Consider the following 19,290-nt stretch of genomic DNA (forward strand, 5'->3'; position numbering starts at 1 on the left):
CTAATTTTTGCCTTATCTCGGCATAACCCCGAGCAAGCACGATACTTTGCAAAAAAAACGTCAGACTTGACACAAATCCAACTCTGTGAAAAGCAACAAAGAGAAAGTCTGGACCTTCTAAAATTCATGAGGTCCAGACATGCCTCGTAAACTTTACACACTGACATCTGACAAGCTAGAAATTCCATGGTTTTTCGATGAAGGCTTTATTTACATGTCCGACGCGTCGGCGATACCGATGCTCCGCTATCCTGACGGCTCATGGTGTCATTACTCGAATAACTACATGTACAGCCTCTTTAAAAGAGGCCTCTCCCGAAAAAATGGGGGCGGTACTCTCAAGGCGTATGCTGCAAACGTCAGCCACCTACTACGCTATTGTTTTTCAAACAACATCGACCTTCCGCAAATGACGGATGCACGATTTTCTATGTTCATTCGAACGCTCTCCAGCTTCGACGCACCTTTCTCCAATAGTGAACCCAGGTCCCGGAATAGCGTAATTAATATTGGAAGAAACTGTCTTGGACTGCTCTCGCATGTTGGAAAGATGCGATTCGATGATAACTTCGTATCATCCGATGGAGCGATAAAGGGAGAACGAAAACTGGTGAACATCAAAAACAACGAAAAGGGCACCACTTTTAGTAAATCCTACTGGTTTCACAGGTCATTTCCGGTCCCATCACCGTTAAAAAAACGATTCCCAATATCTGAAGTAAATATCAAAAAACTTACGATCGCAGCAGCTGCGACTGAGGATATTTTCATCCGAAAGCGGCGATTCGCGATGTTGAGACTTTTGGAATCAACTGGCTGCCGGCGGTCAGAACTTGTGGCTATGAAAGTTCAGAGCGTATATTCGGCATTGGGTGAGCAACCCCACCTATTAAGGATGCCCACATCCAAAGGTGGTGGCAACCGCTCGAGTACCAGGCTCGTACCTGTATCCAAAACAGACCTCAAACTGTTGGAAAATTACATAACATACAATCGATCGCCGCTAGTGAAAAAGCTAGGCTTAGAAGATCACGGCACTTTGTTTATCAGCTCGACAACGGGTCAAGCATTGCTCGCAAACACAGTCACCCAAGAAATCTCAACATTGTCTAAGTATGGTGGGATCACTGAGCGGACGTCGCCTCATATGTTTCGCCACCGCTTTATCACTCAATATTTTGTCAAGTTGATTAAACAACATGATCTAAAAAACATTGATGACTGCAGACGGCTTATGATCAACACTGGCGCCCTCAAGCAACAAATACAGCAGATCACTGGGCACAAACTTCTCAGCTCCTTAGATGTGTATATCGATCTGGCGTTCTCCGAACTCACCAACCATATAGAGGTTGTTGACGCGGCCACAAAAGACATGAAGTTGTCATCCTTACAAAGAACACTCCAAATGATGAAAACAGAGCTTAGCGCCTCCAAGCGCGAAAAGGGACTGGCTGAGCTTCTCGAGGTTATTGCAGATGAGCTAAATGACTTACTATAAAACTAAACTGGATAGGGGCTCAGCAATTATCGGATGATGGATATAACGATCTACCATCATGATGGTGTCAGGGTGCGATTTAGGCCCTGTTGAGCCCGGAGGGTATCAGCCTGAAAGCCACCTACTCCCGCGTCGACCCAAGCGTAGGTCAGCCGATGGCTTACCCGAGCACGATTATTCCTCCCAGAGCAGGGGTATCTCTGCAAAAGGTTCAGGTAGGTAAACCTGTGCAGGAAACTGCTGCTCCTTCAGAATGAATCGTCCTTGGTTTTGTAGACACTCTCCAAGCTCGTACGGACTACCCCTCCTTAGGCCATTACTGGTAACGGCCACGTGCCATAGATATCATCGCCAGCTATTCTCGAAAGTGCGAGCTGATGTCGATTTTACAAAACCATCGGAAGACTATGGCGCGCGTGTTGATGCGCTACCTGGTGGACCGCCAGCTGGTACCTCGCGACCTTGCCCAACCCCTGCATATCGTGCTTCCCCGCTGGGACGCCAAACTGGGCGACGCGATCGTTTCTTCATTCTTCTTTCGCGAAGCGCACAAGCTCGGTGCCCGGGTCACTGTGCTCACCGTACCGGAACTGGTCGACCTGCATCGGCTCGATTTCGGCGTCGACCGGGTCATCCCTGTCGCTTGCGCACCCACGCTGACCGGGCTGGGCCCTCTGGTACGGGAATTGGGATCAGTCGATGTGTTTGTCCACCTAGTTGGCCGTATCCAACCCATCGAGATACTGTTCATCCGCTTGCTTAAGCCCGCCCGGGTCTACTCGCTGGATGATGCCTTGCATTGCGTCAGCGGCAAGCTTGGTGAAGCAACCGCGCAGCTCAACGTGGTCGAGCGCTACACCCGGGTCCTGCTCGACCTCGGTGCGACCCGGATCAACCGCGACTATATCGTCCCGCTTCCCGAACGACAGGACGGCAACAACGTCGCGCACATCCTGGTCAACCCCTATGCCAGCCGACCTGATAAAAGCCTTGGGTTCGCCAGAGCGCTCTCGCTGGTCCGTGCCCTGGCGGATGCCTGGCCGCAGCACCATATTGGCATTCTGTGCAGTCCCGCCAGCCGTGCCGAGGCACTGCAGCTCGAGCACGCCATCGCCCGCAGCAACGTCCGGACACTGGTCGAACTGGATACGCCCCGCGCGGTCGCGGGTGCCATCCAGCGGGCCAGAGTTGTTGTCAGTGTCGATACTGCCATCGTGCACATGGCCGTCGGACTGAAGGCGGCATTGGTCGCGATCTATCCGGCCAGCAACTCTTCCAATCCCTGGCTGCCGCCGCTTTCCCCCCATACCCGAGTTGTGTTTAGTCGCCAGGGACCACGTCAGTACCCGCACATCGGCAGGAAAAACATGAACGAATTCTCTGATGTCGACGTGATTCACCCCGTCGCCGAACTGCTCCAAGAGTCGATCGATGCGGCCCTCGCAGTAGATGCGCAAATCGTTTCAGGTCTGGGCGTGGCCACTGGCACGCTGGCCCGCCAGCTGCCCTTGATCAGCCGGTCCTTTCCTGAAGTCGCCGATTGCCATCCGGGCACGCTGAACCTTCAACTGTCACGACCGCTGCGTTTGATCCATCCTCATCACCGCAGCGCTCCGCTGGCTTGGACACCGAGCGGACGTACCAGTGAGGTGTTCGACTTGCTGCGCATCGAGCTGGAATTCGACCACCTTGCCCACCGCGTGCCGGCCTGGCTGTACGTCGCCCATGGCTCGCCACACCGGCAGACCCCGACGGTGCACGAGGTGATCGCGACTCGACTGGAGCTAAACGGGGCCCAACGTTGCCGCGTGCACCTGCCGGCGCATGCGGTGGAACTGGCCTGAACACCTTCAGCCGCAGCGTTCGATCAAACGCTCACTCTCCCCCAGCCAATAGCCACGATCGGGTTCGATATGCAGGAAGATGCGTGACAGCAGGGTACCCTCGCCAAGGAATTCCTCTACCGACTCGTCGCGTGTCACTGTCCGCTTGAACCAGGTGTTGTACAGCTTCAGCAGGCTTACGTCGTGGAGCAGGAAGTCGCTCACTGCAATGTCCGTGCGTCTCATCACCGCGCAACTGTCGAAGTTGTACAGCGGTCGATAACCCGGGTCGCATAACGAGGGCGAAATTGGCACTAGCTGATGCGGCGACCTGGCGACAAGCTCCTTGATCCCTCCCGGGTTGCCCCAGGCATGTGTCTCGACAGCGAGCCCGGTCGCCAGTGCCTCAGCGAGATCGGCGTTTCCCGGCAGTGAGGCGAACAGGCATTCACTGTGCCAGTGCAGTCGCCCGTCGAGTCCCGTCGGGAACAACAGGGAGGTCGGGTCGCGTAGCAGGATGCTGTCCGCGTCGATCCAGGCCCCGCCATGGCGATGAACGTAGGCCATGCGGATGAAGTCGCTCCTGGCGACGATCGCCTCGATCCCCTTGTCCATGCTGAAGGTAAGCGGCTCGAAGCGCCAATCCTTGCCGAGGATAGAAGCATCTATGCAATACTCCAGGCTGTCCGGGGTTAGCAGGGTGAAATTGTCCCCCAGCGCCCGCTGCATGGAGACCAGGGCCAAGGCGATCCACGGCGGCATGCTCTGCCCCGCCGCCGTTTCCCAGTAGCTCACGTAGTTCACACGCACAACGTGGCCCTCTCTGCCGTCACGCCGCCACTGCCCAGCAGTCCGAGGTCCTCCAGGTATTTCCGCAGCAGCGTCAGCGAAGGTATGCATTCGGCCTGGCGCAGGAACTCGTTTCCCAGAGCCGCCTTGTACAGGCGCAACCAATTGGCCGCCGGCACCCGCGCCAGGAATGCCGGCAAGGCTTGGTAGTTGTCCGTCGAAAATAGTAGACGCAACGTGCGCAGGATCGGTTGGTAGTCCTTCGCCCCAAGCAGTTCGGCCAATGTGTCGTCCAGCTGATGGCTGATTTCCACCATGTTCAGGCGCTCCTCGACGGTGGCATCCGTCAGGGCGACCCGCGGATCGATGGCAACCGGGTAGATCGCCTGGAACGAGCGGGCTCCGGCTAGCAGCGACTCACGCAACACCTTGTCGGCGGTCGATCCGGTAACCAGCACATCGTCGCCGAAGATGACGTGCACGCCGCTCCAGCGATAGAAGTTCTCCGAGGGAATCACATGGTCCTGGACAAGATTGACCCGCTCACGCTCTTCAGTACTCAGGCTTGCGTAGTTCTCGCAGGGAGGAGCGATGCGCGGCAGCTTAACGTTGATCAGGGTGGGCAGGCCCATATGGGCGAGCTTGACGTTGATCTCCTCCACCACGATGTCGTAGAGCACGTTGGCCGTCGAAGGCACGTTGCGCCAGCCAGTGGTCATCAGCACCACATTCTCATTGCGCTCCCGCGCGGTGGTGAACAGCCGTGCCCAGTGTGATGCCGGGGCATCCAGCTGCCGCTCCAGATAGTTGATCACCAGGCCGGCGAGAAAACGGATGTCCTTCTGGCTACCGTACTTGGCACGGCTGTAGATGGCCGTCAGCTCGGAGGCGCTTGCGCTACTGCTCATGTCGCGGAATCCGTCGGTGCCGTCGATCGTCAGACAGTTCAGGGCATGACCGCCGAACACCGCAACATAGCTGTCCATATCGATTAGGTCTTGCGCCAGCAAGCCGCCAGCGAACGCGCGCAGACCTCCATTCACGTCCTCCGCCTGCGGCCGGGCCACGGCCTCGCGAAAGCATGCCAGCTGTTCGTCGACAGGCGCCGTGGCGAGTAGTTTCCAGTCATTCGATCGGGAATTCACGGGAAAATCCTTGTATCGGTTCCAGATGACGGGCTGAAGAAGTCCAGTGGCATGTCGATGCGTCGACGCCCTTCGAAGTAGCTGATCCGCTCCAGACCCAGCGGTTGCAGTTCATCGACCAGGGGGCGGATGCCGGCCCCCGCGTCCCGCGGATCGTGGGTGTCGGAACCTATGGTGAACGCCGCGCCATGGGCAATCAGTTGGGGCAGCAGGGGGCGTGATGGATAGCTCCAGACGCCCTGAACCTCACGAGTCGAACCGGGCAACAGGCTCGACTTGCGAATACCCGAGGCATTCAGTTCGTAGGCCACACCATTGCGGGCGAACAGCGGCAGCAGCGGTTCCATCCGGCGCAGCACTACATCCTCCACCACCCCGCGCAGCAGCGTATCGGCGTGCCCGACTGCGTCGAACAGTCCGCACTCCAGCAAGGCTTGCAGATGGGCGAAATAACGGTCGAGAAAGGCCGGTGCGGACAGCCGGGCCAACTCCCAAACCTTAGCCATGGGCTCGCCCGGCAACTCGACGTAGTGGATCGAGCCGATGGCGAAATCCAGCTCGTACCGCGCCTGCAATTCGCGGTTGTAGGCATCCGCACCCGGCATGTAGTCGAACTCCAGTCCGCGCAGGATCTTGATCTGCCCCTGGTGCTCCTGTCGTGCCCGCTCAATATCGGCGAAATAGCGCTCCAGTTCCGCCTCCAGCAGGCGATTGTCGCTGTCCACCGGAAACGGCGCGTGGTCGGTGATGGTGAGGATCTTCACTCCGGCGGCGATTGACGCCCGCACTAGCTCGTCCACCGTACCGACAGCATGCTTGGAATAAAAGGTATGGCTGTGGGAGTCGATCATGCCGGCACCATCCGTTCTAACAGGCCATCGTGATTAGCCAGTTCCTTGACCAGCCAATAGGGGTTATTCGCCTTGCGTAGGATCTTGTGCACCAGCTCAAGGTCGTCGAGACGCGCCAGCAGGTCCCTCAGCGGTTGGCTGTAAAGGGCACGGACCAGGGGGGTGTCGCGTACGTGGCTGGCCAGTCGCTCCCAGCCGATCCGGTCGAAGTGGATATTTCCCAGCCGCTGGTGCTCGATGCCGTACAGGTAGACGTCACCATTAGGTTTCACTGTCAGGTCCATGCCGTTGGCGTGGGGAGGCGGGTTAAGGCTGCCGAGGGTGAAGCGCTTGTTGACCCGGGCTTCGATCGCGTCGATGTAGCCATGCAGGTCCAGGTAACCAGGTGGCGTGTCGGCCGCCGGGTGGACGAGGTTCTTGTAGTCGATGCCGAAGCGTTCCTCGCCGACCACCAGCGTATCTTCCAGGGCATTGCCCGCGACAATCCCGGCGTCGAGGCCCCAGCGCGCCAGTTCCTCCCGTAGGTAGTCGCGGGTGAACTCCCGATCAGTGTCGATCGAGCGAAACGAAAAACTCAGCCCGGCCGGTCTGTTTCGTCGCAGGTAATCCAGACTGAAGCCATGAGCCCGCCATTTCACCTTGTCGATATGGTGGCTGTCCGAACTCAGGCGGATATTGCAGGTGTCGCCGCGGCTGAGCACGATGCGATTGGTGTTGTCATAGAACTCCGCCATCTTCTCGTGGGGAAAGAAGCCGCTTGTGATGAACTCGAAACGCTTGCCGCCCTGGGAAAGCTCAAGAATCTCGTGGAAGACTCTGGCGTTGTTGAGGGGTTCGCCCTCTCCGCTGATAGAGATGCGCTTGACGTCGGGGGCGTTGATCAGCGCCGCCAGGTTCTCCCGGGCGAGGCTCGATAACTCCATACTCATACCCGTCTTGTGCTTGTCGGCGTACATACAGAACGCGCAACCAATGCCGCAGATTTGGGTGATGTCGATGTACAGCAGGTGGCCTTTCAGATCCATCTTTCTTGACTCGTTGCTAGCCTGCGCGAGCGCGCAGGCGTGGGTTGCGCATGACCGGTGGTCACCGGTCGCGTATGTTGGCGCCGACGCCGAATTGATCCAGTTGCCGAGATGTCAACGTGTGCGGAAGGGCTATCTCAGAATCTCAACTAGCCCTCTTTCAACTCGGTTTAGAAACTAAACCTGTATGGAAAATGCCCTGCGACCAAGGGAATGGAAATCCCTTTTCCCCGCAACAACCTGGTCATATACGCGCCCACTTTTTTGCTGCCGTAGATAGCGCTCTGTCCCACATTCTCCACAATTTGCCTTGAAGCCTGAGGGGCTCTGAAAAACCAGCTCGGTCTTTTCCTTGCACACCGGGCACTTTTCAAGAGAGATGATCTCTTCACGTAGAAGCTCCAGAACAAGCCCCTGCTGAGTTGCGTTGGCTGCTATCAAAGCTTTCTTCAATTTATAAAGGTGTTCATCGGACACTGTCTCGCGCACTTCCAGCACATGTGCCTGATGGTCGACATGTAACCCGGGGACTCCCTCAGCCATGGCAAGTACTTTTACTGGGATTTTGGTAAGCGGTTGCCCATATACCTGCAGTACCTTTTGGTACAGCACTCGATCAATTAACTGGCCAAAGCGCTCCACGCAGTACATGTCAGACGGAGAAAGGGCAATCCAGTGTCCGTGATACGCAGACTGATGTGACTCTTGCCCAATAGCCGGCCAAGCAATGAACCTATGTTCGGGCAGTTGCAGGGATTCGTCAGCTAAAGATGCACTGTTCAGCCAAGGCACCACCGAAAGCAAAACCTCCTCAGCAGGAGATCTGCCTTGGGCGACGCTGACAAGGTTCCATTCCAGCCCGCTCTGCTGCAGCCGTATCTTTCTGCCAGCCCATACACCCTCATCTTGCCCATGCAAATACGGACGTAATGCATGGAGTAACACCAGACCGGCATAACGCGAATAGGCATGCGCCAAGTACTGGTTCCGCTTGAATCGTTCCTCAGGAGTTGCTTTTGTACCTACTTTCGTCCTATCCAAAAGCTCCCAAAGAATCGCCAGATGTCGATAATGAGGATCATGGCTGAGAATATTCGTCAGGTGGAGCGCTCCAACGACCTGCGCGTTACGGCTAACCAGCGTATACAAGCCATCTTGTTGCAGGCCCGAAACGGTCTTATGCAGAAGCTGAAGGGTTTTGAGCGTTTTGTTCAGAAGGCTCGACGTCTCACTTGTTGCATTCTGATCAAACGTATCCCCCCAAAGCTTGCAGACCTCGTTAGAAAGGCGGAAATCAATGTCTGCTGATTGGTAAAACTCCAGTGCCTGATTTAGGGTGGCCTGAAGACTCGTCAGGGTCGATAGGCGGCCTCGCAAATGGCTTTCGATCTTTTCCAATAGGCGTGCATAGACGCGGTTCTCGTAGATGCCGTAGTCATCTTCACTAAACCGTGCCAGAACTTTCTTTGGAATTACTCCGCTAAGAGTCTGCCGCTGCCAGCATTCTGAGTGCGATGCCAGGTGCACAAGTGCGCCTTTTGCAAGGCGCCGCGCGCGCGCGATATCAGCAACTTCGTCTTCATAATGAAGGTCTAGGCGCGGACGCTGTGATATTTGATGCAAGTGTCCTCGTTGCACTACATCAAGCAGACGCTCCTCAAACAACAGGAGGTGGATTTGATCATCAATAATCTCAGCAGGCATAAGGGGTGAAATCAACTCCGACCGCTGCTGCATTTCGAGGCTTATAGTCTCGATAGCCTTGAATAGTAAATCCAAGTTGCTGGCTTGAGCCTGCTTGGGCATTACAAAAGACCGCACCTCATCACCCAGTTGGCAACGCTCACCTCCATCCCCCACCAAAATGCCTGAAAACTCTGGTGTATGGCCATTAAAGATCAGGTTGGAAACACTAACTTGATAGCGCCCATGTTCAATAAGCGGTGGCAGCTGACGAAGCCGCTCACCCGACAGTCGATCAAGCCACATCAGCTAAGGCCGTCCAGGCGCCGAATATCTGCATCCAGCAGCTCAAACGATTTGCGCGGATCACCATCAAGGTCAGCCTTAATCCAGAAGGTCTCCAGAGCATCCTTCAGGTCTCTTACTGCACCTACACCTACATTATAGCGGCCGGTAACCTTGCCCGATCGCATGACACGAGTAGACAGTAGATGATCCAAGGCCTCACCGGCCGTGGCTCCAGTTGCCAACATTACTGGAATGAAATCCAGTGCCTGTTTCTCAAATCTGTTACCCCAACCCAGAGCGAACTGATTGCTGAGCTGCTCAGTGAATGCATCCTTGGTCAGCCTTTCCATCAACTCAAGCACCTCCCCTTTCCGCTCAACTCGAGCACGCTCAAAGGCTTGGCGTAAGGAACGATAGGAATAGCTCGCCTTTTCTAATTTTTTTATCTCGAAACGATGATCCTGCTTGGGCAGCGTCATCACATGGGCACGGTCATAGGTCTTATCCGCCAGTTCACTGGTAGTTTCATCGTGGTTGGCCGTACCGATAAACCAGACATTCCCTGGCACCAGGATCTTGCGCCCATCACGAAGCATTGCAGGCGCGTTAGGCAGAGCCGTTTCGGACAGGCTAATCAAACGCTTGTCCTTGTTGTTCTTCTCCATTGCAGAAAGAAATTCGGCAAAATACTGCTCAGGGCGAGACAAGTTCATTTCATCGAGCAGGATGACGTTGCAGGTATCCTGCCACCGCGGTGTCTGAGCCTGGTACAGGGCCTGTAGGCAATCCTTTTCGTAGAAGCGCCGCTCAAAAGCGTTGTAATGACCAAGCAGATCGTCCCGGTCGCGCCAGCCCGCCTGAACAGCAATATCCGTACAGAAGCCGCCCATTGCCTCAGCAAAGGCCTTTGCCAAGCTGGTTTTACCGGTTCCGCTGATACCCTGGAATACATGGAGCTGGCTCATGGCCAAACCACCGAGCAGCACTCGAATGTCTTCGAGGGGATAAAACAGTTCTACGTGCTTTTCAGCCTGGGCAATTCGATGCTGAAGCTCTTCGGCAAATTGCTTGAGGTCCGGCAGTGTTTCTAATTCCATGCTCGCGCGGTATTCCTTATCGGAGTCCATAAGCGACATAGCAGGGAATGGCGTCTGCGTTTTCTGATTGTTAGTTAGCTGTTCAATTCGGCTTTCAAGATCGTCAATATGAACAGCTAGCGTATTTTTATGCTGCTCCAGCACGCGCTTTTCGCGTGCCACAGCTTCCAATTCAGTCGCAGCGACGCGCTTGGTACTTAGTTCACGCCGAACATTGTCCAGCTCAGGCCGCAGCGTTGAAACATCACGTTCAAGATCAGACTTACTGCTGCGCAAGTATTCGTTTTCCCGCAGCAGCTCAGCAGTATCAGACTGATCTAGCGTGCGTTTCAGAGTTCTGTTTTCTTCTCGCAAGCTTGCGATTTGCTCAAGAATCTCTGCGGCTGGACGCTCACCCAGCGCATGTTTGAGATCCTGAATATCCGCCAGCTGCTCACTCAACTCCTCGGCCTTTTTCCAGGCTTTATCACGTTGGCGCTCCATTCTGACTAGCTCTTGAGCATGACTCGCACGCTCTAACTCCATTTCAGCGGCAATGCGCTGCTCAAGGCTACTCTCTGCTGTCTTGATATCCCCCCACTCTCGATTCAATCTGGAGCGATCACGATCAAGGTCTATCTTGCTTTGATTGATTTCATGCTCGCGTTGATCCAGCAGCCTGGTGCGTTCGGCTTCTTCTTCAGTACAGTTGTACTTGATCTCGGCCAAGCGTCTAGCAGACTGGTTGATCTCATTATCAAGCCTGCACTTTTCTTCGTGTATTTGCTGTAGATGAGTCTGATGCAGCTTAGTCAACTGGCGCTGGCGCTCATCAAGCTGACGCAGAGCGTGCTCATTCTGCTCAGCGAAATCAGCCTCCGCGTTTGTCTCGCGCAGCTTCAACGAGCGCTCGATATCCAGCAGCTCGGAATTCTTCCGAGATAGGCTTACTTCCTTGCCTTCCAGTTCTGCTGCCCTGTTCTCAAAAGCACTTTTGGTGCACTCGAAATCAGCCAATTGCGAGGCAAACACCCTCTCTTTTTCTTCACTGGCCAGCACAAGCTTATTGGCCTCATTCCACCGGGCAGAATATTCTTCGTGTAGTTTTTCCTTGAACTTCACAAGCTCTTTGCAAAGCTCCGCAAATTGCTCGATCCACCGAGCGAACTCTTTAGAGCCCTCTGCCTGGAGACGCTCACACACTCTACTTAGCCAGCCTTGGTCAACATCTATATCGAGACTCATGTCGAAAGACAGATAAACCTTGGATGCGCTCTCAAATGACGCACTCCAAACAGACAATTGCTTTTCAACCAATGAGCTCTGAACGCCTGCATTGGTAGCTGCTACAGCTGGCCCCTGTTGCGGGCCATACTTATTCGAAGTCTTCTTTCCCATTACATCCATTCCTTAAAGCGCGCAGTAAAGCTCAGGGCGTACTGGATGCTGTCCAGTGCCATCCGTGTAGTAAGTTGAACAGCTGTTTTTCCAGTAAAACTGCTCTGGCCGTGGCTGCTCTGATTACGCAGATCCGCGAGTTCGAGCAGTGTTGCCAACTGTAGCTCTTGATCACTCAGCATCTTAAGCGGGTGCTGCGCCGAACTAAGAACGCCCACAGCAGCAGCAAAAAGGAGGGTCTTGAGTGAGTCTGATGGGCAGGAGCAGGCCCGGACGACCTGATCGATCTTCTGCCTGGACAATAGCCTGATGACATCCTCGGTAAACGCGGGAATTTTCAGCGCAGAAAGGATTCGCTGATTTAACTTATGATCATGTCTTTGTTGTTTTGGAAGTTGTCCTACTTCGGCAGGATACGTGCGAATCAGCCATTGCATTACGACTTCCAGCAACTTCTGGCATTCCATAATCGCAGCAGCCATCTCATGCTCGCCGCTGTCACCTTGCGAGAGCTTCTCCTTCCGCACCAGAAGTGCCGCTATATAGCGTTTAAGGTCAGGCTGGCGTTCTACCCAGGGATACTCAATCAAGACCTGAAGGTCTGTCTGCTTGTGCAATGACGTCAGCCATTCCTCGACGCTCTGGTTATCACAGCGTGGCACAGCCACCAATGACTCAAGACGTCTAAGCAAATTTGAGTTACGTTCAACCATCTGCTGCAGCGAAGACTGGAGCCACCATGCGTTATCACGCAGCTCAAACGGGTCCTTTACCGACCATAGATCAACCCCTTCGCTGTCCGCCGCAATCCAAACAAAAATCCGCGCAGGTTGAGGTGCATCATCCAAACGTTGCACCCCCTGAAGCTTGACTTGTTTCGGCGACTGGCTGCTTTGGTCGAGCTGCTGGCTTGAGCGAAAGTCTTCACGGTAGTCCCGATAGGTCCTCATCAATGACTCATGATCGAGTTGAGGTAACTCAATCCTGCTGCCTGCAATTAGGAACGGTTTAATCGATTTACCGGTTTTTCTTTCGGCCATGAATTCAGGGTACTTAGCCAAAGGATCCGTTGACTCAATCTGTCTCAGTTCTGCAACTAAACGAGGCCAGAACCTACCGGTTATAGCGTCCTGCAGCAGGTACCCAGACTTCAGGTTGGAAGCGTCCGAATCTTCATCATCTAACAAACGCTCACCCAGCGAGGTCAGTGCATCTGCGTTTGCAACAAGCCACCCGTTACTCACTCCCTGCGCCAAAATCAGCTTGATCAAGGTCCTATGCAACCCGGTGAGTTCAGCAATTACTTCTGATCGGACAGTGCGTGCACGAATCAACCCCAGAACAGCACGCTGGAACAAATTCAGCTGTGGACGCGTAACGTCTGGGTACAAGACCCGATGGACCATCACTGGCCAAAGCACGGGCTTGCAATTTGCTCTCGGCTTTTCTCCGAACTTCAAATAAGTGCCGGTTTCAACGAAGGATGCCATGTTCACCTCCGCACATCTGATAGAAAGCCGCCAGCGCTGGTACTGCCTTTTCTGCTTCTGGAGAAGTTGCCAACGCGGCATCGCCTACACAAATCAGCATTTGCCGCTGACGGCTCATGGCGACGTTCATGCGGTTCGGTAAGCGCAAGAACCCGAATTGGCGATTCAATTGCTTCTCGCGATCTGTCTCTTCATCCTCCGAGATGGAATTTGGCTTTGCCGACTGGTAGGTCCGGACACAGGACAGCAGAACAACATCAAACTCCTTACCCTGGAACGCGTCGACAGAGCCAACACGTAGTCGCTCTTCCAAAGATACAGAGCCATCTCCCCGTACCTTTCTTACCCACTTAAACTGTTCATGCGGCTCGTATGAACCATTGCGCAGTTCCATCAACGGAACATCGTCTATCCGCGACAGAGCAAGCTTTTCCATAATCAGATCGCGCTGAGCTGCGTAGAATGTAATGACGCCAACCGAGAGGCTATCCCCGCCAGCCTGCATGAGCAGTACGACTTCATCAGCTATGCGCTCAGCCTCAATCTCCCGTACACGACTCGTCCCTCTATGCTGATCCTTGCCCAGCGTAACGGGCATATCGATCCACTGACACACTCGGTCACGGTAGTAAGCTTCATGCGCCCCTAGAGCAGCTAAAAATGTTTCATCGAAGGCAAGATCTGCAGCAGTTCGGCCAGAGAACACCTCTCCCATGCCAACAGCCTCGTAGAAGTTTTTACTGACGAAATCACCCAATATCGGATGCATACGGAACTGGGTGTCCAGCATCACAACCCGGCGGAAATTGTCCTTTTTTTCAAGCTCCTGCAGCTTTACTCGCATACGTTCGAACAAGCTGGAGCGGAACGCGACCAGTTGCAGCTCGGTAAGCTGATGTTCCTCTTGCAACTGCCCTTCGATGTCTGGCTCGAGCATATGCGGCAACTGTCGGTCATCACCAACCAAAACAATGCGCCGTTTAGCCATAGCCATCGGTACAAATAGGTCCAAGGGATTTGCACGCGCCGCTTCGTCGACCACTACCGTGTCGAATTCGATTTCGGAACTATCCAACCCTGCTACTGACTTCAGACTTGCCATCTGTTGTCCAGCAGCCTGCTGGCAAGTTGCCCCCACCACCATGGAATACTCGTCAACAACTGCGTGAGCAGCTGTCCGATCAATCGCAAGACTATCGGCAAGCTGCTCCAGCACCCATGCCACGCCCTGCTTCCTTTGACGTAACTTGTCCTCAAGATGCCTGTCAATTTCATCGAGAAGCGTCAATCCTTCAGGGTCAGCTTGGTATTTCAACTCCGCGGGTCGGTAATCCGGCAAGAATTGCTCGAGCAAGCGCGCCTGCCAGACCGCAAGTGCCTGCAAGGAAGGTTCCGGTAGTTGCCGGCTATCCGCAGCTTCCTGCAGCAGTGCCAGTAATTCAGCACCGCAATTCTGGCCATGACGTTTCAGCCAGTTGAGCAGATCCCAGGCGCGATCTGAGCCATCGTCATTGAAAGCCAATACATCAACTCTCAATGCGCGAATGCGCCTCAGGGCTTGCACGTCCGGTCGGCTCTCCGCCGAACTTGGCCCTCGCTGTTGTAACTGTTCGATATAATCTTCGAGCTGACTTTCGAGCTTTGGTGGCAGGACCAGGCCATTGCAATCCAAATCTCGCAACCCGTGCAGAATGCTGCCGAACGCTTCTGCTTGTTGGCTTGGTGATGCGCCAGCAACCCGAGCGAGAGCTAGCTTGTATGACAGATCCCTGATGTGCCCAAGCTCCGGGTACTTGTTGTACTCGATAGCAATCTTTTCTTGCAAGTGAGCCGAATGCCGTTCGAGCCAAGGATCGATGAGAGATTCATCATCTCCAGCTCCGCGCTTACCGCCTACACGCGCACCAGGTAAGCCGTATACATCGCTACGCTCAAGTGCGTTGTCCACAGCATCGTGCTGAAAGCTGCTGATCAGAACCTGCGCAGCAATGTTTTGATCTTGCGCTTCTTCCGCTAATCGACGCTGGAGCGCTGCAATTACTTGCGTCTTGCCCGTACCGGGTGGGCCGATAATGATGGCTAAATCCGGCGTATTCAGCGCGGCATAAAGGGCTTTCTTTTGGTTTTCAGTGGGTTTTCCGCCTTTGAAGGTTTCCTGTGCATAAGGCGTTAGTCCATTAATCGGTCGGCGCCTGGCTGCTGGTACCGGAACGCCTTCCAATAGCCATTTCAGCTGAGGCAGCCGCTTGCCCGAATCAATCGAGCGCTTTGCTGCAAGACGTCGTTTGCCCACAGTGCGATGGCCCGCTAACGAGAGATAAAGCCAACCCTCAGCTTGTTTAGGGCGAACATCGCGCCGGTTTGAAGCAGGCTTGAAGACAACACAATCCTGCTCAAAACGTATAGTGCCACGCGGTGTGCTTACTGCCGTCTTCGCCTCATCAGTAGCCAGTTCTTCCGCCCAGTCGGGGCGCTCGTTACTCAAGTCAACTTGGGTGCTGGTAGTCAATTCGAGGTTGCGCCAACGTTCACGAAACTCTCGGTAGTCATCCTGTGATTTCGGGGTCAGGTGCCATGTGTTTTCCCGGCCATCTTCAACTCCCACGCATTGCACGAAACGCAGCGAGCGCAACGTCTCTGCCACTTTAAGAGCGCCCTGCCACTCTTTGTCGTTGTACAAATTCCATAACTCGAGGTAACTGGCATTATCCCGCAGCGCGGCGTCCAGCAACGCTTGCTGGCTGGCACTGTTGAGTACCGCTGCGACCGAGGCATCACGAAACTCGGACTGACCGACTAGCAAAGAGTAAGCACCATCGCGCCGCACCTGCCGGGTAACGCGCTTGACCAACAGTCCGCGATTCGCGCCTTGCTCTACATCAGCACGCCAGCCCTGGCCGAACAACTGAAAGCCACCCTTGGATGTACTGTTAGCGAAGCGTGCAACCGTGAGCCAGTCGCCCTCAGCAAGCCCTCGCACTAGAAACTTTTCGGCAAACCAACGGCAGGCAAGGTCGATGTTCATCTCCGCAATTTCATGCTTGTTGTAGATATCCTCCACAATGAGCTCGTCGACACCCAGCTCAAGTTGCATGACTGAGACTTCAACCGGCGCGCAGTACTGAACCAACAGCTTCCCGCTCTGCTTGCTGGTGAGTAGCCAGCGAACCTGGTCACGCAAAACAAGTCGGCTAAACAGCCCATAATCCGCTGGTGCACAGTTGACCCTGATGCGCGAGTCTCCCTGAACCGCCAGCCATTCATCCTGGTAGTTCTGAAGGAAAATCGCCTGTCCTGCCTGAAAGTCGTCGATGCGCTCGTCCGTGGAGAGCACCAGAACATCCACGGACAGCATGGGAAAGTCTTTAAATTCCATAAGCCATCACCACCTGAACTGCCAAACGACATGGGACTCTTCAAGCTCGCCCACATGGATCTGATAAGGCTCCACATGCTGCCCACGCAGACTTTCCTTGATACCCTGGTAGCGCTCCAGCGGCTTCATCGCCTCACCACGCTGAAGATGCAACGTGGCCTCTGGTAATGGGTGGATACCCAGCCCCTGCTCGGTGTACTCAATGCGGATATTGTCAGCAGGCCAGCGGTCATAGCTGAACGTCGGCATCAATCGCTTGAGTTCCAGATTACCTCCCGGTTGCAGCCATACCTTGCGCCCGGTCGCGACCCAGTTGCCGGGCTCACAAGACTGCCCCTGATCGCCTTCCACCAGAGCAATGAATTCCTCGAATAGCACCAGCCTGCTATCAGCGGCTTCATCGCAGAAAAAACATGACGTGTCATGGATTGAGTCCAGCTCAACAGGCAACAACGTGCTACCGCCGCAGCTCGCGCAGTCAAAAAGACGTTCATCTATTTCCGTCAGCGCTTCCAGCCACTCCGCCATGCTCGGACGCTCGCTAGCGCGATGCCGGCCCTGCTCGAAACAACGACTAAAAAGTTCGGACAGCCGACTGTGCTCGATAAGCTGAATAGGCAGGTTCGCAAAACACTGATTCGCATCGTCTTGCGATTCATAAATCCAAGGATGCGCACCACGCAGGGCTGCCTCCTCTTCTTCGGGCTCGCCTTCACTAACCAACTCACCCTTGAAGGGGTGGTTGTGTGTAAGTAACTGATAGGAAATAACCGCGAAACTCCAGCTGTCTGTCAGACTGGACAGCAGCGCATCGCCACGGACGATCTCTGGGGCACCATAGTCAGCGGTATGCAAGGTCAGGCCGCTATGCGCTTCGAGACTGATATTGTCGCAATCGATCAACCAGGTTTCCGCATAGGCCGGGTCATCCGAGACGAAGATATTGCTCGGCGACAAATCTCCATACAGCATGCCACGCGCATGCAACTGATTCAGGGTTCTCGCCAACTGGCTCAATATTCGAACACGCCGCCGCAAACCACCCTGATGCAGATAATCGGCAACGGCCTCTTCCTCTGCATTTACAAAGCTGTCAAACAGGCTTTGCAAAGGAACCAAACCGTCCATCAGCTCCATGACATAGCCAAAGCGTGGCTCAGCCAAAAGTACCAAGGGTCTGGCCAGCTTCAGTTCACTAAGATCCTGGCGAATCAACCAGGCGATATGACTGCGCCAACGTTGACGAGCCGGCACATCTTTTTTGGTAAACCCCTTTATAAGAACCTGAGGAAACTGAGTTCGGTAGACAATTCCTTGTCCCCCTCGACTCATCTCTTCCCTCAGCTCATAAGCCGAGCCTTTCGTGTCCTGCACGCGCTTCTGTTGCGCTGTCGTAGTCGCGGTCATTTGCTTCAATCCGTTCTGAAAATTCCAACGATGGACTTGTCATCGCCATGGCGCGGCGTGGACCAGCCATTCAGTTCTCTCGTCAGCCATTGGCGCATACGACGTTTACTGCAGCGCAAGCGGCGCTGGTAAATAGCATCGAAGAAAGGCTCCAACTGCTCAGGAATCAGGTCGTCCGATATGCCGTCAGTCATCAGCAGCACACCATCTCCGGACCTGCTCAAATCAATCTCGGCGCTGTAGCATTCCTGAGAACTAGCCTGCGCCAGAGTAGCGGTCTGATTACAGAAGCCTCCACGTCGGCTTGTCAGAACCCTGAACACCCCCTGACTTCTGACCAACAGCAATCCATCCCCAACCTGACCAACCACACCGCGTCCCGATGCATCTAACTTTGCCCACAGACAGGTTGTTTCGTGTGCCCTGTAACGATCACCGAAGTGCGCCAGCCAGGCATCACGCAGGGTTGAGCCGACCGTTTCATGTGACATTTCTTCTCGTTGACGGGCTAACTGCCTGAACAGTTGTACGGCTTTCTGTGAACCGATATGGCTGAGCGGGCGACTTCCCAGCCCGTCAGCCACAGCTAGACACCAACCACCGCGAATACCTCTGATACAGAAAGCATCCTGATTGGGCGTACCCTCCTGCTGATGCGCGGGGCCTCGCACGGAGGCCCCACCCGCCAACAATCGCATCAGAATTCCCAGTCTTGATCGTCGGCGTTAGGAATCTGCAAAGGCATTGAATGATTAGGCGTAGCCGACTGGCTACGTGCACTGACACTCATGCTCACCGCACGGAAGAAACGGTGGATGTCACGAGCATTCTCGGCGCGAAACAACGGTGCCTCAGGATCGTTGGCGAAATCGCTAAGCATGGCCTCGTCCGCATCAGCGCCAATGGCCATGGCAAAGCGAGTGGCCTTGGATGAGCGCTCGCCATTGACCAAGCGAGCAAGAGGAACTTCCCAATCATCATTGGGATAGCCATCGGATACCAGCACGATAACCGGCGTGTAGACACGGGTAGAGTCTTCGATCATCTGGCTGGCCAACGACAGGGCGCCGCCCAGAGGGGTCATGCCATCTGCAAGCAGCGGCGTGAAACTTTGCAGTTGATGAGCCGGGGTCAATGGCAGGTTCACCTCAGCCTGGCTGCCGCCAAAGGTGATCACACTGACTTGGATCTCAGCACGCAAACGACTTTCGCTGGCAAAGCTGGCGATCATGTCCTTGAGCCCCTTATTCAGGGCCTCGATCTTGCCATCGACCGACATACTGCCGCTGGTGTCCGCCAGCACGATGATCGGCAGTGGGCGAGCAGTTTGGACTTGGAATTTTTTCAGTTCTGACATGTGTACTTTCCTTGTTAACTAATAAGAGACTCTTACCCTTTAGCGCATTTCATGCCAAAAGAATAAAATCCATTAAAATCA

At 54.6% G+C, this 19,290-nt stretch carries 13 protein-coding genes; 2 read left to right on the top strand and 11 right to left on the bottom strand.

All coding sequences use genetic code 11. The annotated features are described in order from the left end of the window. Positions 1-139: 139 nt before the first annotated feature. Together AC19YY_RS28480 and AC19YY_RS28485 are read left to right on the top strand one after the other, a co-directional pair. On the top strand, positions 140-1,501 hold the full coding sequence (locus tag AC19YY_RS28480) for a tyrosine-type recombinase/integrase (RefSeq protein WP_169991149.1): 1,362 nt from the start codon (positions 140-142) through the stop codon (positions 1,499-1,501). Positions 1,502-1,878: 377 nt separating this feature from the next. Continuing rightward, positions 1,879-3,345, top strand: a complete 1,467-nt coding sequence (locus AC19YY_RS28485) for a glycosyltransferase family 9 protein (RefSeq protein ID WP_169991147.1) — start codon at positions 1,879-1,881, stop codon at positions 3,343-3,345. Between the two features lie 6 nt (positions 3,346-3,351). On the opposite strand, the gene AC19YY_RS28490 is transcribed toward AC19YY_RS28485, so the two are convergent. The 11 genes from AC19YY_RS28490 to AC19YY_RS28540 form a co-directional block, all read right to left on the bottom strand. Continuing rightward, the gene (locus AC19YY_RS28490; RefSeq protein WP_169991145.1) at positions 3,352-4,134 is read right to left on the bottom strand and encodes a glycosyltransferase; all 783 of its coding nucleotides are present in this window, start codon (positions 4,132-4,134) and stop codon (positions 3,352-3,354) included. Further along, complete coding sequence (locus AC19YY_RS28495; RefSeq protein WP_169991143.1) at positions 4,125-5,258, bottom strand: hypothetical protein; 1,134 nt, start codon at positions 5,256-5,258, stop codon at positions 4,125-4,127. Before AC19YY_RS28495 ends, AC19YY_RS28490 begins: the two co-directional genes overlap by 10 nt. Further along, complete coding sequence (locus AC19YY_RS28500) at positions 5,255-6,109, bottom strand: histidinol-phosphatase (protein WP_169991141.1); 855 nt, start codon at positions 6,107-6,109, stop codon at positions 5,255-5,257. The genes AC19YY_RS28495 and AC19YY_RS28500 overlap by 4 nt, the downstream gene beginning before the upstream one ends. After that, on the bottom strand, positions 6,106-7,134 hold the full coding sequence (locus tag AC19YY_RS28505) for a radical SAM family protein (RefSeq protein WP_169991139.1): 1,029 nt from the start codon (positions 7,132-7,134) through the stop codon (positions 6,106-6,108). The genes AC19YY_RS28500 and AC19YY_RS28505 overlap by 4 nt, the downstream gene beginning before the upstream one ends. A gap of 177 nt (positions 7,135-7,311) precedes the next feature. Beyond that, on the bottom strand, positions 7,312-9,123 hold the full coding sequence (locus AC19YY_RS28510; protein WP_233101128.1) for a hypothetical protein: 1,812 nt from the start codon (positions 9,121-9,123) through the stop codon (positions 7,312-7,314). After that, complete coding sequence (locus AC19YY_RS28515) at positions 9,123-11,579, bottom strand: AAA family ATPase (RefSeq protein ID WP_169991136.1); 2,457 nt, start codon at positions 11,577-11,579, stop codon at positions 9,123-9,125. The genes AC19YY_RS28510 and AC19YY_RS28515 overlap by 1 nt, the downstream gene beginning before the upstream one ends. Continuing rightward, complete coding sequence (locus AC19YY_RS28520) at positions 11,579-13,069, bottom strand: hypothetical protein (RefSeq protein WP_169991134.1); 1,491 nt, start codon at positions 13,067-13,069, stop codon at positions 11,579-11,581. The genes AC19YY_RS28515 and AC19YY_RS28520 overlap by 1 nt, the downstream gene beginning before the upstream one ends. Continuing rightward, a complete protein-coding gene (locus AC19YY_RS28525) occupies positions 13,053-16,445 on the bottom strand; it encodes a DEAD/DEAH box helicase (RefSeq protein WP_169991132.1) in 3,393 nt (1,130 codons plus the stop codon). Before AC19YY_RS28525 ends, AC19YY_RS28520 begins: the two co-directional genes overlap by 17 nt. Before the next feature lie 6 nt (positions 16,446-16,451). Continuing rightward, on the bottom strand, positions 16,452-17,852 hold the full coding sequence (locus AC19YY_RS28530) for a protein kinase domain-containing protein (RefSeq protein WP_169991130.1): 1,401 nt from the start codon (positions 17,850-17,852) through the stop codon (positions 16,452-16,454). Positions 17,853-17,857: 5 nt separating this feature from the next. Then, entirely contained in the window at positions 17,858-18,550 is a 693-nt protein-coding gene (locus AC19YY_RS28535; RefSeq protein ID WP_169991127.1) for a PP2C family serine/threonine-protein phosphatase, read from the bottom strand. Beyond that, positions 18,550-19,209, bottom strand: a complete 660-nt coding sequence (locus AC19YY_RS28540; protein ID WP_169991125.1) for a vWA domain-containing protein — start codon at positions 19,207-19,209, stop codon at positions 18,550-18,552. The genes AC19YY_RS28535 and AC19YY_RS28540 overlap by 1 nt, the downstream gene beginning before the upstream one ends. Positions 19,210-19,290 lie beyond the last annotated feature (81 nt).

Source organism: Pseudomonas sp. MF09156, assembly GCF_059862305.1.

Coding starts and splice junctions, on each gene's coding strand:
- AC19YY_RS28480 (WP_169991149.1), top strand. CDS start 140: ATGCCTCGTAAACTTTACACACTGACATCTGACAAGCTAGAAATTCCA.
- AC19YY_RS28485 (WP_169991147.1), top strand. CDS start 1,879: ATGTCGATTTTACAAAACCATCGGAAGACTATGGCGCGCGTGTTGATG.
- AC19YY_RS28500 (WP_169991141.1), bottom strand. CDS start 6,109: ATGATCGACTCCCACAGCCATACCTTTTATTCCAAGCATGCTGTCGGT.
- AC19YY_RS28505 (WP_169991139.1), bottom strand. CDS start 7,134: ATGGATCTGAAAGGCCACCTGCTGTACATCGACATCACCCAAATCTGC.
- AC19YY_RS28510 (WP_233101128.1), bottom strand. CDS start 9,123: ATGTGGCTTGATCGACTGTCGGGTGAGCGGCTTCGTCAGCTGCCACCG.
- AC19YY_RS28515 (WP_169991136.1), bottom strand. CDS start 11,579: ATGGGAAAGAAGACTTCGAATAAGTATGGCCCGCAACAGGGGCCAGCT.
- AC19YY_RS28520 (WP_169991134.1), bottom strand. CDS start 13,069: ATGGCATCCTTCGTTGAAACCGGCACTTATTTGAAGTTCGGAGAAAAG.
- AC19YY_RS28525 (WP_169991132.1), bottom strand. CDS start 16,445: ATGGAATTTAAAGACTTTCCCATGCTGTCCGTGGATGTTCTGGTGCTC.
- AC19YY_RS28530 (WP_169991130.1), bottom strand. CDS start 17,852: ATGACCGCGACTACGACAGCGCAACAGAAGCGCGTGCAGGACACGAAA.
- AC19YY_RS28535 (WP_169991127.1), bottom strand. CDS start 18,550: ATGCGATTGTTGGCGGGTGGGGCCTCCGTGCGAGGCCCCGCGCATCAG.
- AC19YY_RS28540 (WP_169991125.1), bottom strand. CDS start 19,209: ATGTCAGAACTGAAAAAATTCCAAGTCCAAACTGCTCGCCCACTGCCG.